Source organism: Reichenbachiella sp. (assembly GCF_033344935.1).
Lineage (GTDB): Bacteria > Bacteroidota > Bacteroidia > Cytophagales > Cyclobacteriaceae > Reichenbachiella.
On sequence record NZ_JAWPMM010000001.1, the window covers coordinates 212,786 to 228,294 of the forward strand.

Sequence of the window (15,509 nt, forward strand, 5' to 3'; positions counted from 1 at the left end):
TTTTAATTCAATAGGGTTGGTGGCCGGTCCAAATAGTTTTGTTCCCAGACTTTACTTGTGGTGGCTTGGTCAATATTTCCGCCAGAAAGTATTACCATTGCTCTCTTCTTGTTTTTCTGACCTGAAAGCCATTGCGAAACGGCCTCCATTGTCATGGCACTTGTTGGCTCTACAACTACTTTTAGTAAGTGGGATAGCCACTGCGTCCAATAGATCATCGAAGACTCTTTTACTTCATAAAAGCCATCAAGTTTTTGTAGGTATTCGAAAGTGATTTTACCTACAGCCATCGTCATTGCTCCATCCGCCAATGTATCCGGTATAGACTGGAGTTTCTGAATAGCTTTTTTTCTTAGAGACTCTGCTGCATCATTGGCATTGAGCGGTTCTGCCCCTATTACCTGTGTCTTTGGTGAAACATGACTAGTGGCCAGCCAGGTTCCAGATAGCAAGCCTCCTCCACCGCACGGAGCAAAGATCGCATCAATCTCGTCTATTTCATTGAGGGCATCGTATGCCGCCGTTCCTTGTCCTGCAATTACATCCTCGTGATTGAATGGAGGAATCCAAAAGGTGCCTTTTTCATCTGCCGCTTGCCTCACCTTAGCATCAGCAATATCTCTGGTCTTACACAATTCTATCTTGGCTCCATATGAAGCCGTTGCTTGGATTTTCACTGCAGAGGAATATTCAGGCATATAGATGGTAGCCGGGATGTCAAACTGATTTGCTGCCCATGCCACCGCCTGGGCGTGATTACCAGAACTATTGGCAATAACTTTTTTTGGCTTTTGCTTAGCCTCAACCAAAGATGAAATGGCATTGCACGCTCCTCGAGCCTTGAAAGCGCCTATTTTTTGAAAGCACTCGGCTTTAAAGAAAATCTCGTGGCCTAACCAGCTATTCAACAAATTAGACTGTATCACCGGCGTACGATGAATGTATTTGTCAATACGCTCCTGCGCAATGATAATATCCTGTAGACTAAGCATGTTGTTCTACCATCTCCTTGTTGCAATAGCTATCCTTTTCAAAATCGCGAATGTTCATCGAGACAATAGGCACCTGCGGAAAAAGGCCATTGAGCGCAGCCACTATTCTTCGTGACAAGTTGGCTTTTTGTTCTGCTGTTCTTCCTTCCATGATATTTCCAAAAACATGGATGAAATCATCTGATCCTTCTCCGGCGATAAATTCGTCAAATGACTGTACTCGAACTTTAATATCCGCTTTCACAAAAAGTTCGCTAGCAATCGCTTGCTGATAAACGGTCTGCATGATCTCTTGCGTCGAGTGAATTCGTGTGATGTTTTCTGAGCACTGTATGATGAAGTGTGGCATGTCTTAATTCTTAAAATTACGAATATAGGCAGTCTCAAAAGCTCAATAACTTGTCAGGCTGAGGTTCTCGAAGCCTTGCTGATAGACGTAGGCAGACATTTCGAGAGGCCTCAATGTGACACTACTTGAGGGCTTAGGCTTTTGAGACTGCCACAATAGTGATATTTTACAATCCCTCTTGATCGATTAGGTAGATCAAAGCTGCCATAGAAGCGGCACCTAGTTCTAGTTCTCTTTTATTCACCTTATCGAAGGTATCGTCAGCTGTGTGATGATAATCAAAGTAACGCTGTGAATCTGGCATCAGACCAATCAAGGCAGGGCCTTGATCTTCCAACGGGTTGATGTCTGCTCCTCCATAGCCTTTCACAATTTTTCTCAAATCATAAGGCGACAATAAGTCTCCCCAACTTTGGATTTTGGTTAATGTTTCTGGAGAAGACTTGATGCCAAAGCCTCTTGGGGTAAAGCCACCAGAATCAGACTCCAAAGCAGCAAGGTGTTTTTCACCTTTTTCTTTGGCCACTCTTGCATACTCCAATCCGCCGCGAAGACCATTTTCCTCATTCATAAACATCACTGCTCTTAAAGTTCTCTTTGGGCGAATCCCTGTAGCCTTGAAAACTCGAACCGCTTCAATGGCCTGTACGCAACCTGCTCCATCGTCGTGCGAGCCATCTCCTACATCCCAAGAATCCAAATGACCGCCTACGACGATATACTCATCCGGTTTTTCTGATCCTTTCAACTCACCAATCACGTTGTATGACATTACATCTGGTAACATCTCACAATGTGTTTCCATATAAAACTTCATGGCTTTATTGGCTTTGATAGATCGACTCAAATAGTCCGCACCTACAGTACTGATCGCTACGGCAGGTATCTGAGCCACGCCCTCTTCATAAACCAACGTACCCGTATGTGGGGTATCATTATAAGCCAAGGTTAGAGATCTGTTGATGGCTCCAACTGCACCATATTTGGCTGCTTCTGATGGGCCTTTTACACGCTGATCCCCAGCTCCACCATAGGCATGGCCAGTATGAATGTGCTTAGGATCCATCGGTCTATTGAAGAACACAATTTTGCCTTCAATTTTCTTTCTGCCAAGTTCAGCTAACTCATCTAAGCTTTGCACTTCGATTACTTCGGCCAGCAGTCCTTCTGGCCCGGTGCCTACGCTATTTCCAAGTGCAATCACGTTTACATCCTGTGATCCAAACTTTGAATTCACAATTCTTCCAATCTCTTTTTGGCCTCTTACCCAGTGTGGCACCATGACTGGCTGTAGATAGACTTTATCAAATCCATAGGATTCCATTTGTTGACGGGTATACTCTACTGCAGCAGCAGCGGACGGTGAGCCACTTAAACGATGGCCGATGTTGAGCGATAAATACTCTAGCATTGGATAGGACTGTCCATTGGTCAGTGCTTCGTCAAAAATGGTTCTTAAGTTTTTCTCGTGATCTTGTGCTTGAGAATTGAAAACGGTGATAAGCAGCAACGCTGCGGCAAGCAATTGTTTTTTCATTGTTGGATGTGTTGAAATGTCCAAAAAAATTATTCGATGACAAGAATACGGCTATCCACAAAGAATCGCCTAAAATCTTGATGCAAATTTTTCATCAAATCTGGTACGAGGAGTAATAGAAGGATAATCGGTATTTACGAAAGTCAATAAGCTGTCAGGCTGAGCGGAGCGCCGCCCGGCGTTGTCGAAGTCTTGCTGTTAAATGCAAAGACATTTCGACATGGCTCAATGTGACAAGTGCTAGTAGGCAAGTCTTTGTAGATACCTTTTGAGCTACGGCTTCAGTACCAAAGGTCCGTCAGAAACCTTCATGATTTCTTCTTTGTTCATCAGTTGTCGGCGATATTCTCCGTTCACATACATCTGCGCCTGATCATTGTAGTGAGGAGAAAAAATATTGCCTGAGTTACCTGTTGGTAATATGCTCCAGCTATTCCCCTCTACATCCGCGAAGTCAATAATTCGTCTGGTGGAAGGGCCTGCTTTGGTTTTATATTCACCATCAGCGGTCCACGCATAAATGTAGTTATTGATTACCTCATTATTCCCAGGTACAGGAAATGGTCCCACATTAAAGTATTTTCTAAGCAGATCCACAGCTCCCAATACATGGCCATGCTCCAAAGTATGAACCTTGCCCCACTGCCATTGACTCATGTCTTCACCTAACTGATTTTCTAGCTCCAACATCCCATCAGTAAATGCTGCTGTGATGATTTGAGATCGCGTCTCCACTTCTGGCGTTTCTGGATTGTCCCACCACTTAGAACTATCGTTAGCAAATAGCGGCTGGAAGCTTCGCTTCATCAAATGTGTTTTCATGTAGGCGCCAAAACCATCGACACCCAGTTTATTTACAAAAATTCCTTCCTGAATCTTATAGACTAGCTTATTGTAAATAGTAGGAGCCACCTCGTCCAATTCAAATGTCCCCGTCCAATCAGCTAAAAGCTGAATGGCGTCCTCCTCATTCTCAGAATTAATTAGCTTCTCATCAATGGCTTCTAACATAGAGCTCGCCACCTCTGGCGAGTTGATAGACGTCACATCGAGCATCATCTTTTTTGTATCCTCTACATCCCACTTTTTATCTTGATCAAGCAGGCCTTTTATCCTTCTAGCACGGTCCTCTGGTAAGTAATACCCGGGTACTACTACGCCATTGGTAGTATCTGCTTGATTGTTGGCACTATAGGCATAGCCCCACGGAGCGTTTTCGGATTTGGGGTTGTAGCTAAAATCATAGTAGCCTTGAATTTCATTTTTACCTGATGTTCCATCTAGTATCAACTTGGAGTTGACCGAGTCTGCTCTCTTGACCAGATGAGCAGAAGACCAACGCGCATAGTTATTATTGACATCGCCATACATCACATTAAGGCCTGGTGCATGAATTTTAGAAGTGTTTTCACGCGCTTCGCTCAGAGAATTCGTATGAGAAAAACCATACGTCACCTCCAATATTTCCCCTGGTTTCTGGGTATACACCCAAAACAAAGAAACAGGAGGCCAGTTATCATCAAGCTCTAGCGCCTCATTCACGACAGGTCCATGATGGGTCGATTTGATCACCATATCCACGGAGACAGAATCTTTTACTTGAATAGTTTCATTTCTGATTAGATAACCTCTAGGCTCTTCTTTGAACATGTACTGCCCTGGATTAGCCGGATTGTCCTTTTCCCAGTAGAGATCGATGTCATCATTTTCGAACATGGTAAGGCCTGTAGCATATTGTCTATTGTGACCAATGATTGCAAATGGGTAACCAGCCAGGTAGTAACCGTAAAAACTTGTTTCAGGTGTCTCGATATGTGCCTCGTACCAAACGGCTGGCTGAGAATAAGCAATGTGCGGATCGTTAGCCATGATTACTTTGCCGGATTTTGTTTTGTCAGGGCCAATTACCCAGCTATTACTTCCAATGAGTGGAGCTGCAGGCAAGTCAGTTATGATTTTGTCTATTTGTAAAGTCAGTTGTTCCATCGCTAGCGGAGTAGAGGTCAGTAAGGCTCCAGTTGTGTTAGGGTCCACATCTAAGTCTTTCAAATACTCTTCTCCAAGGTCTTGCAGAATTTTAGTAACTATTGGTTCGGTCTTCTGTGCGGCAGCAAAACTGAATGACATATATCCCATCGTGTTGTATACATCGATCATGGAAAAAGGAGTCTTTTCCACTCCAATGATGGAAAACTCAATAGGTGTCGGCCCATTGGCCACAAACTCATTCACTCCATCCAAATAAGCTTGGGCAGCGGTCTTTATTTTTTCATCGCCGTTGGTTTCAAATTCAGCCAACATCTGTTCCGAGTACTGCTGAATACTTAACGCGCGAAAGAGCTTATCTACCTTGAGTAGTTTGCTTCCGAAAATTTCTGAAAGCCGGCCCGGAGCAATCCTTCTCACCACTTCCATTTGCCAAAGTCGATCCTGCGCATGCGCATACCCTAAAGCTCGATAAGCATCTGCTTCATTTTCCGCATAGATGTGCGGTATTCCATAATCATCAAAATAAACTTCGGCTGAAGCAGAAAGCCCTGCAAGGGATGTTTCTCCAGTATACTGAGGTTTTAGAGAATCAGCATACCAGTAGGCATAAGCAACAAGGATTATGGCTATGGCCAATAAAGAGGCGAGAATTTTCTTAATCATAATATGGATAATGAGTTACGCATTCAAGTTAGTCACTCTGGCGTTTTCGAACAAATTGGCAAATTGTTTTAAATGGAATAGTCACCCACAAAAACAGCCATAGAAAAACTCCATGGCTGTTAATAGCATTCAAAATGTATTGTGAATTAATCTTTATTGATCTTGTAAGTAGTTGTCGCGTTTTCGTTTACCAATTTTAATAGATAAAGACCCTTCTTCAAATGGGCTACATCTATGTCTATCACCATTGAAGCACGTGTTTGCTCTATTCTAGATTGATCCAACAACTGACCAGAGGCATTAAACATATACAGATCAATGGTGCCAACCATATGTGCCGGCGGTCTCAAGTGCAGCTGTCCTTCAGTAGGGTTAGGATAGAGCTGAACACCATTAGGATTACTTTCATCCACAGTCAACACCGAAGCAATAGCAATGTTGAATTCATCTGACGCCGAGGCCTCGCCATCCGAAGCAGAGACTTTAATGGTAATCGTTCGGTCAAAATCAGGATCGTTTTCCACCGTTCCGCTGAATGTACGAGTAGCCGCATTAAAACTCAACCAGCTAGGCAAATTCGAGCCATTCGACAGAGTAGCAGACAAGGTCAATTCTTCAGATTCTACATCCGTGAAAGTATTGGCTGGAACCGTATAACTGAACGACTCGAAACCGGTTGTGCTTTGATCGGGAATTGGGTTAGCGACTGTTGGTACATCATTCACCGGATTGACACTAATGTAGAAGGAGTTCGTTCCAGTTTCAAAATCTTCGTTAGCTACGGTGAAAGTAAATAGATCAAAAGTACCCTCCTCGCCATTGTGCTCATAGCTCAGGAAGAACATGTCATCTTCATTAAGCTGCTGATTCAAGGTGATGGCATTACCGTCCAGCTTCAAAGTACCTTGAGAAGGCAATAGCGTCACAGTGAGCAGAGGAGATTCATCCCCGCCTGACGGATTACTGATCAAAAGCTCATCAGAAGTAATATCAGCTTCCGCTCCTTCGTCTAGGCTAAGATCATTTACTTCTACAGTTGGTTTATGAGACACGAATTGTTTGGCCATCACAGCATAGTTGCTACCATCAGTATAATCGGCTTCCCACACTACAGTGTAGCTACCATCTGGACTGGAGGCCATGGCACTATTTGAGTGATCATTTTGAGTGGTGTCGTTGACCAAAAACTCCGGCCCAATCTTCTCCATTTCATAAGACAAGCGCTGTGCCCATATACCATCATAATCACCGCTGTCATCTATTTCATCTACAAAAGTTAGGATAAAATCTCCATCATCGACCGCTTGGATGCCCGCTTCGTTGGGTCTATCGCCAGCATCAATTTCAATGGCGTTCCCATCAAAGGTCGCTCCCGAAGAATATTTTCTTACTAACAAATCATGGTAATCGCTTCCTTCTACCCATGCCACCACAAAGTCTCCGTCTTCTGTCGCGGTTATGGCTGGCTTGAACACTTTAATCTCATTCGAATTGCTAATCTGCAAGTCCTCTACCTGTGATTCAAGCGCTTTATTAAAGACATTCAAATACAGTTCATATCCATCATAACCGTAGGTATAAGAAACGGCAATATCTCCATCTTCATTGATCGCAATGGATCCTCTATGATCATTGACATTTAAAACATCATCGGTCAGGTAGTTGGTCACTGCAGATTCTGCTACACCCGTTGGGCTAAATTTTTTGGTTGCAATGGCCGAATAAGAGTCATCGGAATAAGTAGTACTAGACCATATCACACGAAAATCTCCATTTTCATCGAGCGCTATATCTGGATAGACCTGATGGCCATCGGTTTCGTCTGAATTAAGGATGAAGTCATCCTTTACCACTTCGCCATTCCAGTCGTACACACTGCCCATCACATCTTCGCCGCCAGTTCCACCATTATAAAAATGCCAAACCACCATAAAATTGCCTTCATCATTCAAAGCCACAGAAGGGTATCTCGAACTAGTTGAAGTATTGTTGTTCACAATTATTTCTGATCCTTGTCGAATACCCTTTTCGTTGTATCGCTGTGCTTTTATTGCTTGACCTGCGTAAGTATCTCTCCAGACCACCACAAAATCTCCATCCGCATTTTGTGCAACATCTGGACTAGTTTGATTGTCCGATGTAATGCTATTCACAATAAACTCCATCCCGTTATCAACATTTCCAGCCAATGGTGGAGCTATGGTTTTGGTATATACATTATAGCCTCCGCCATAGTAAGCACCGACCACCGCGACAGCATCCCCATCTAAATCAAGTGCAACCGCCACACCTCCCTGGCTAGAAAAATTTTCTGGGTTAATCGCCTCATAATTTTCATAGATCAATTCATTTTCCGAATCGAATATGGACATATTCATGTGTCCGTTGCCTTGCACGTGGTTCCATGCTACAACGAACTCACCTGCAAGATTCGCTGAAACATCGGGTATATCATCCGTGCTAGCATAATTGGTCAATTCTTCTTCTTCGAAAATAGCCGTACCGTCACTCTTGTACTTGCTTGCCAGGACACTAGAATAAGACCCTGAATATTCCGTAAATGCGACCATAAAATCACCAGACACCTTATCCATGGCTATGGACTGGCGGCGGGTTTGGAAATTGGTGTTATCCGAAATTTGGATGTCATTCGCATCCAAAGGCGAAGCTTGACTATCAAATCGACGGATAAAAGTTTGATCTTCTCCACCTGAGACCCAAGATCCCCAAGTAACCACAAAACTATCATCATCTTGAATGGCGACATCCGGGTAATTTCTCGCACCAGAAAATGTACTAGCATTTACTTTAAACTCATTTCCACCAAATGAATTGGGGCCATTGACCACTCTAGCATTTATCTCACTTCCATAACTCCCTTCCCAAACAATCACGGCATCTCCATCATGATTAATATCTACTGAAGGTTCGCCTAATCGATAATAGCTAGTGGTTTCTTGATCCACCCGAAATTCTGAGCCATTGGGCAAACCATCGGAATTGTACATCTGAGCGAAGATTCCCGTTCGGGAAGTTCCAGCATACCCACTCCAGGTCACAATAAAATGACCTGAGCCATCAACAGCCACGTCAGGTGCGGACTGATTGCTATTGGTGGATGTGTTTACATGAAACTCTTCCCCGTCTTTTGTTCCGTCCGCCTTATATCGTTGGCCTAAAATGCCTTGACTATCCTCTAAAGAACCATGCCATTCACCTTCCCAAACGACCACGTAATTGCCATTGATATCAATGTCAATTGCTGGCTTATGTTGGGTCCCTGCGCTATAGTCATTAACCTGACTTTCGTCGACCACACAATAGGGTTCATTCTCTGGGTCACCATATTTTTTGAAGTAGACTCCAGTGCCATCACAGTCTGTATCTTCATTACAGGTACTCGAGTTCACATCACTCAAATTATCGTTCCAGGCTACTACAAAGTCTCCTTGATTGTTCATACCTATGGCTGGATGATTCGCAGAATTACCTGTGTAGTTCTCGTTGTAAAACTCGACCGTCTCTATTTGGCTTCCGAATCTATTGTGCCTGCTTCCTTCAATTTTGATCTCTTGACCAGAAGAGGTTACATATACAACTGCAAAACCTCCATCTTTGTCGGCAGCAATTTTGGGGTTATCTATAAAACTTGACGTTGCAATATTCATTTTTGAGCTGGCTGCGGAGCCTTCGGCATTAAACACCTGAGCTCTTACATATTCGGTAGTACCTGGGTTTGCAGAATACTCCCATGACACTACAAAACTACCATCTCCATTAAGATCTACATCGGGCGTAATCTACTAGCATCAAATTCTTGGACCAGATGCTGTTCATCGTCATCGGGAATTCCTGCCACATATTTTCTTCCTGTCACAAATCCATACGGCGCACTACCAGTACTGGCTTCGTCTCCCCAGATAATTATAAAGTTCCCTTCATTGTCAATGTCCACTGCGGGTGACTTTTGGTCATACGAAGTGTTTTGGCTGACATCAAGTACTCCAGCAGAAACATTGTCACTGGTATAATATTTTGCCTTTACATCGTAGTCACTACCATTATGTTGAGACCAAGTGATTACAAAATTGCCATCTTCATCCAGCGCCACATCAGGATTATATACATAATCCTCATTTGTTTCTTCAATAACCGTATAGGGCCCATCAGCTGTAATTTCATCTCCTTCCACCTCATACCTCATGTATTTGATGGCAAAACCACTATCCGCCCAAGCCACAATGAACTGATCATCCTCATTGATAGCGATAGATGGATCCACATAGTAAGTATCCTCAGTACTTAGAGGAATTGAAAAATCAAGGCTCTGCTCCACATCGCCTCCGTAACCTTTACCTTGAAGTGAACCGTCATTATTGTCCTCCCAGACGATAGCAAAGTTGCCTTCGTTGTTCAAACCAACACTTGGGTTTCGCTGACTGCTTGTGGTTGCATCATTCGCCAGCGTTTTGTCGATGCTTAATACTTTCGGTACCCCTTGCACCTGCGCTTCTGCCTCGTGGCCACCCAAAGCAAGTCCCATGGTGAAGGCTAAAGAACCACCTGCTGCCGCCAGCTTCAATCGACTGGTTAATTGCTCTATTTTTTCCTTGAGTTTTCGTAGCCTGGAAAGGAGTTGATATCTTCTTCGAGCAGTGAGCTCTTGAAAGGTGTTGTTCGCTATCCTTTTTTCAAAGCGCGTTTGAAGTTTTCTGAATTTCCGTAGGGCTCTACGGTACTCCAGATAGAGGTAGTTTTGGTGCTTCATTGTTCTTAAGTTATCTAGGCAGCCTTACTTAAACGGCCCTAGTGGATATCCTAATTTTTAGCTGGTTGAAACACAGTCAATAAATATACTAAAAATAATAAAGCCGAGCTTTATTTTAATTACAAATTTGTAGGGAACGAAACCTAATTGATCGTTTTGAAAGTATCCAAGAGAAATTGCTCAATCTCATCTATTACCCCTCTCTGCTCAAACAACCGAGAAGCACTGGTGTTGTACCCTGCTATGAGCTCCTTACTTTTACTCTTATCAGTTGCAAGCTGGATTGCCAAATCAATATACCCTTTTGAGTCCTTGGCCATGTATTCCTCCAAGTTCAATATGCGATAAATCGCTTCAGTATACTTTCCTCGCTGAAACTTGCCGGGTAAAGTCACCACAGGAACTCCCATTTGCAATGTTTCATAAGTCGTATTCGCACCGCTGTAATGAGGTGGGTCCAGACAGACGTCTGCCAGTTTGATCAATTGAAGGTACTCCTGATGTGGTATTTTCTTAATGACCCGAATACGGTTCATGTAAGTTCCTAATGTCTTTCGAAATCTATTGAGAAGTTGCTCTATCAGTATTTGCTGCTTTGGGGTGGTAAAACAAATCAGGGCATTATCATCTCTCTCCAAAATACCTAAAAGCAATTCATCAAAATCTGGGTGAATTTTACTCATACTCTGCACACAGAGGTAAATTCTGCAGTCTTCGGGCAAATCAAAATCGGCTCTGGTTTTTGATCCAATAGATTCTCCCGTTCGATAATAATAGGTTGGGAGGTTTTCAAATAAAACCACCTGCTCTGTATAATGATCTAAATAATCTTCATTCTCCAGCCATCGACTCGACCAGTAGTAATTCACTCTTGGGTTGCCAGAAGTAAAAGCACTTCCCCAGCTGGAGATCTGCACTCTTGCTAATTGAAAATAGGGCAAGAAATAATTGAGCGCATCTGAGCCAATTTCCCAATAGTATAAAAAGTCTAGATTAAGTACTGCGATTTCCTGAACGGCTCGGCCGAGTTGCTTTGAAAATGATAAAAAGGTGATGTCTTTGCGATCAATAAATGCTTTGAGCCCTTCCATGGCTTCACCTCCGTTGGCTAGTACCACCAAATCAAATTTTTCGCTCGAAAGGTTTTTCAATATACCTCCAGCGTCTTTCATAAAAACACCCTCGTGCGACTGAGTAACCAAAAACCCTACTTTTGGTTTTTGGTTTTTTTGCCCAAGGGAAACAGGCTCAATTCTTTTAGCATAAAACTCCCCCCATAGCGATTTGATCTCTTTTACATTTTTACCTTGATAGGTAAAACTGAATGATGGAAAAGCATAAGAATGCTCGATTTTTTCAATGGACAAAGTAATAGGTACCAGCTGATCATAATGCAAAAGTATTGCTTTGGTTCGGCTTCTATAGTTATCTATTTCCTCATTACTCTGCGCAATATTGGGACACAAGGTCTCTATATGCAGTCTGAATAAATCATCCTCTTCCAGTCTTTCAATAATGCGCTCATAAATTTTCTCAGCTGCTGGTGTGTCTCCAGCATGTTCGTAGGCCAAACCTAAATTAACAAAGGCAGATTGTTGGTTTGGGTCGGTTTCAGCAGACCGCTTGAGTAAGGGGATAGCCTCTTCAAATTGCCGGTTTTCCAATAGCAACCCGCCAAAATTATTGAGAATTTCTGGATCATTTGGAGCTAGACCGATTGCTTTTTTATAGGCAATAAATGCGTCCCTGTTTTGACCCAAGTCAGACAATAGCTCAGCAAATCGCTTGAGGATTTCAACATTGGTAGGGTCTAGCTGCCTCGCCTTGTTTAATGCATCGAAAGCTGGTTTGAGCTGATGTTTCTGTTTATGAAACAACCCTTTTTTTAGCCATTCCTGAGCTGAATTGTCATCAGAAGCCTCCTGCAAAGGTTTTCCGGCTTGACCTGCTTGAGTTACTTCTTCTATAAATTTTTCCAATTCAAGAACAGCTTCTTCATCCTCAAAAAACAGGTGTTTATTCTCTGCTATTTTTTGAGAAACCATTTCAAGAAAACCACTATCCGTGGCCGTTCGCACAGCCAAAGTCACATAGTCTTCCATATTCTTTCCGACCAAATCATCAAATCCCATTTGGGCATATGCCGTAGCCGTATACCTCCCTCGATGAAAATCAACAGGCAGGGTGACGACTGGCTTATCGAGCGCAAATGCATCTCCGTTAGTGTTGGCTCCGCCATTGTAATAGATGGTATCAAGCACCACATCGGCAAGGTTCAATATATTGAAGTAGCCAGCTTTGTCTTGTCTTGGCAATACCATTACTCGATCTGCATGGTTACCGCAACTCTTTTTTAATCTTCGCTCGAGTGCTTCGCTGGCTAAAGCGTGCTTATCCCCCAAGAAGGCCACAATACCTTTTTCGTCTTTCTCCAATATTTCTTTGACCAATTGGTCAAAATCAGGGTGTACCTTTTTTACATTTTGAGCACACAAGTATAAGTTCGCATCTTCTTTGATTCCAAAATGAGTTCTGGTTAGGTTAAGTTCAGGTACTTCAGGTGAAAAATAATACGCTGGCAACTTCTTGAATAGTACCAATTGTTCACTATAACTTTTTTGATCCGATTCCTCATCTAAACCACGAGCCGAAATAAAATAGTCCATCGTAGGAATACCTGAGGTGGTTGGCCATCCCCAGGAGGTCACTTGTACTCTGGCCGGTTTGAAATAGGGAATGAAATAATTATAAGCGTCCGTACCGACCTCCCAATAATACAGCAAGTCAAAATTCAACGAACTCAACAAATGAATGCCTTGGCCCAATGACTTGGGCAAGCTCAGGAGTTTAATCGCTGGGTTTTCAATCGCAGGTTTTACTATCTTCACTCCGTTCGGGAAGCTGCAAACGATAGTAATATCCATTTTTTCAGTAGATAAGCGATTAATCAAACCTTTCATGCACTTTAAGAATACACCTTCGTGCCCACCGGTCACTACAAATCCAACTTGAGGTTTGCCACTCGACTTTTTTTGCAGTTGAACTTTTGGAATACCCTTAAAAAGTTCACCGTACTTTTTTTTGACTTCGAAGTCGCTTCTTCCATGATAGATCAAACCTGCAGGAGGATAGACATCGAGTTGGGTCAATTGATCTGCATCAATATTGATTTTCTTTTTCTTAATCAGACTCAACTGATCCTCCACATGCTTTCGGAATTGATCAATTTCTTGAGTAGATCTAAATATTGCTGGCTCAACGATTTCAGCCTTCCAGGAAATCAGTGGGTCGTCATTTTTCAGCTTCGCTAACCGAGTCCAATATGCTTTAGCCTTTTCTGGCTGTCCTATTTTTTCATGTATCAGAGCGAGGTTTCGAACACTATCGGTATAGTTGGGATCCGACTTTAGTGCTTTCTCATAACATAATATCGCCTCTTCATATTCATCCCACTCCTGATGAGCTACTGCCAAGTTATTAAGGGCCTTGATTGCTTTTGGGTTAAGTTCGACGGCTGATTCTAAGTATTCTTTAGCGGATTTGAAATTTCCAGTTTCTAACATTAAAGTCCCCAACTGAAAAAATGCCGGATAAAACTTTGGCTCCTTTTCAATGATGCCTTTGAACAAATCCGCAGCTTCGACATAAGACCCTGTTTTTTTGAGAATGGTTGCCAATTTTTGGTTGGCTTCAAGAATATTCGGATCCCTACTAATGGTTTTTCGGAGCAATTCAATCGCTCGGTCATTCTGATCGACCCGCTGAAGTGTTTCTGCAAAGTTAGTGTTGTAGGCGGGGTGGTCTGGCATGATAGCCACCGCCTTTTCAAACCAAGGAATGGCTTCTTTGTACTCTCCTTTTTGCGCATGTATTAGAGCCAGTCTATGATAGGGCTCGGGTTGCCCGCTCATATCCTTGGTTAGTTGCTTGTAAAGGGTTATGGCTTTGATAAGATCACCAGATTGATGTGCCAGGGTTGCCTCCTGTAGTAACTGATCATAATAAGCTTTGGCTGTAATCATTCCTCTTTAACCTTTTTTCTCCCCTTCAGTTGGAATCGCCCAGAATCCTTGGTTGGGCATTGATAATCCATTCCTAAAATCATCCGTATTTACACCCAAAATCCCGGGTCTAGGCATATTGCTTATGATTTTAATATCATAAATTTCTTCCAAGCTGTTTTCATACCGAATATGGCCCACAATATTTCCGGTATTAGCATCCACCACAATAACTCCAGGGAAAATCGATTCCTGTGCAATAGGAAGGTCCTTGAAGGTGGGGCTAGATTTTCTCATTTTCGAAAGCCCAATAAAAAGCAGATTACCATAACGTGACATACCCCGAACAAACCCAGGGATTTTTGTCATCACGTCATATTTGCCAGTCTGCTGATCTACAGAAATCAATTCGCCAGTTGCCGATAACAAGACAAAGAGCTTACTTCCTTCTATTCTAGGAGAATGTGGCATGGCTAGGTCAGTACTAACAATTTCACTCGTGGGTACATGCATAAGCACTCCGCCTTTAGTTTTATTTCCTCTCCACCCAAAAGCGGAATCAGTAGTTCCTAAAGCTGTTACGTATTCTGGTTTGCCATCTTTCATGGCCATACCATTGAGGTGACAACGATCTTCCGGCACCAAATCTGAGATAAACTTTGGTTTCCATTTCGGCTCAAAACTGTATTCATCATTAATCAATGATAAGCAAGAAAACCGGGTGTTTACACCCCAAAGCCCCTCTTGACCCCAAGCCATATCATGCATGTCCACCTCACCAGTAAAATAGAGCGCTCTTGGCATAAACAGCCCTGTATAAGTATCAGGCATTTTAGGATATCCCTTGGCCAATGAGGGTGTGTTTTTTAAGACCACTACTTCTTCCTGAGTGGCTATGGCCATTTTGCCTTTATGATACGCCATGCCCATTGCCTTCTTAAAGTCCCTTGGCAATTGGATCAAACCCGTTTCACTACTCGCACTTATAAATATTACCTTCCCGGCCTGGTAGGTGGTGATCGCAAGAGTGAGTTTGTTTTTCCAAAGAATTTCTGGAATATTGGGTGTGTAAGTGCTATAAAATGGCGGCTGCTCAGAAGTTGGCATCGATCAAAATGGGATTAAAAAATCTAAAAATTAGTTTTAAAGATAGTTCATTAAAGGAATTTCATATTCATAATCAGATCGATTTGAATATTCGGTCTCAACA

General features: G+C 42.7%; 8 protein-coding genes. All 8 read right to left on the reverse strand.

Going from position 1 to position 15,509, the window contains the following annotated elements; translation table 11 throughout:
• Window positions 1–2: 2 nt before the first annotated feature.
• The 8 genes from R8N23_RS00925 to R8N23_RS00960 all read right to left on the reverse strand — a co-directional run bounded on the left by R8N23_RS00925 (window position 3) and on the right by R8N23_RS00960 (window position 15,406).
• Window positions 3–992 (reverse strand): serine/threonine dehydratase, encoded by a 990-nt coding sequence (locus R8N23_RS00925; protein ID WP_318169680.1) that lies wholly within the window; start codon window positions 990–992, stop codon window positions 3–5.
• Window positions 985–1,341 (reverse strand): 5-carboxymethyl-2-hydroxymuconate Delta-isomerase, encoded by a 357-nt coding sequence (locus R8N23_RS00930; protein WP_318169681.1) that lies wholly within the window; start codon window positions 1,339–1,341, stop codon window positions 985–987. Before R8N23_RS00930 ends, R8N23_RS00925 begins: the two co-directional genes overlap by 8 nt.
• A 166-nt stretch (window positions 1,342–1,507) precedes the next feature.
• A complete protein-coding gene (locus R8N23_RS00935; protein ID WP_318169682.1) occupies window positions 1,508–2,878 on the reverse strand; it encodes a M20/M25/M40 family metallo-hydrolase in 1,371 nt (456 codons plus the stop codon).
• A gap of 273 nt (window positions 2,879–3,151) precedes the next feature.
• Complete coding sequence (locus R8N23_RS00940) at window positions 3,152–5,530, reverse strand: penicillin acylase family protein (protein ID WP_318169683.1); 2,379 nt, start codon at window positions 5,528–5,530, stop codon at window positions 3,152–3,154.
• 146 nt (window positions 5,531–5,676) lie between these two features.
• A complete protein-coding gene (locus R8N23_RS00945; RefSeq protein ID WP_318169684.1) occupies window positions 5,677–9,288 on the reverse strand; it encodes a putative Ig domain-containing protein in 3,612 nt (1,203 codons plus the stop codon).
• A 26-nt stretch (window positions 9,289–9,314) separates the two neighbouring features.
• On the reverse strand, window positions 9,315–10,298 hold the full coding sequence (locus tag R8N23_RS00950) for a hypothetical protein (RefSeq protein ID WP_318169685.1): 984 nt from the start codon (window positions 10,296–10,298) through the stop codon (window positions 9,315–9,317).
• A gap of 143 nt (window positions 10,299–10,441) precedes the next feature.
• A complete protein-coding gene (locus R8N23_RS00955; protein WP_318169686.1) occupies window positions 10,442–14,320 on the reverse strand; it encodes a tetratricopeptide repeat protein in 3,879 nt (1,292 codons plus the stop codon).
• 6 nt (window positions 14,321–14,326) lie between these two features.
• A complete protein-coding gene (locus R8N23_RS00960; protein WP_318169687.1) occupies window positions 14,327–15,406 on the reverse strand; it encodes a TIGR03032 family protein in 1,080 nt (359 codons plus the stop codon).
• Window positions 15,407–15,509 lie beyond the last annotated feature (103 nt).

Coding starts and splice junctions, on each gene's coding strand:
- R8N23_RS00950 (WP_318169685.1), bottom strand. CDS start 10,298: ATGAAGCACCAAAACTACCTCTATCTGGAGTACCGTAGAGCCCTACGG.
- R8N23_RS00955 (WP_318169686.1), bottom strand. CDS start 14,320: ATGATTACAGCCAAAGCTTATTATGATCAGTTACTACAGGAGGCAACC.
- R8N23_RS00930 (WP_318169681.1), bottom strand. CDS start 1,341: ATGCCACACTTCATCATACAGTGCTCAGAAAACATCACACGAATTCAC.
- R8N23_RS00960 (WP_318169687.1), bottom strand. CDS start 15,406: ATGCCAACTTCTGAGCAGCCGCCATTTTATAGCACTTACACACCCAAT.
- R8N23_RS00940 (WP_318169683.1), bottom strand. CDS start 5,530: ATGATTAAGAAAATTCTCGCCTCTTTATTGGCCATAGCCATAATCCTT.
- R8N23_RS00925 (WP_318169680.1), bottom strand. CDS start 992: ATGCTTAGTCTACAGGATATTATCATTGCGCAGGAGCGTATTGACAAA.
- R8N23_RS00935 (WP_318169682.1), bottom strand. CDS start 2,878: ATGAAAAAACAATTGCTTGCCGCAGCGTTGCTGCTTATCACCGTTTTC.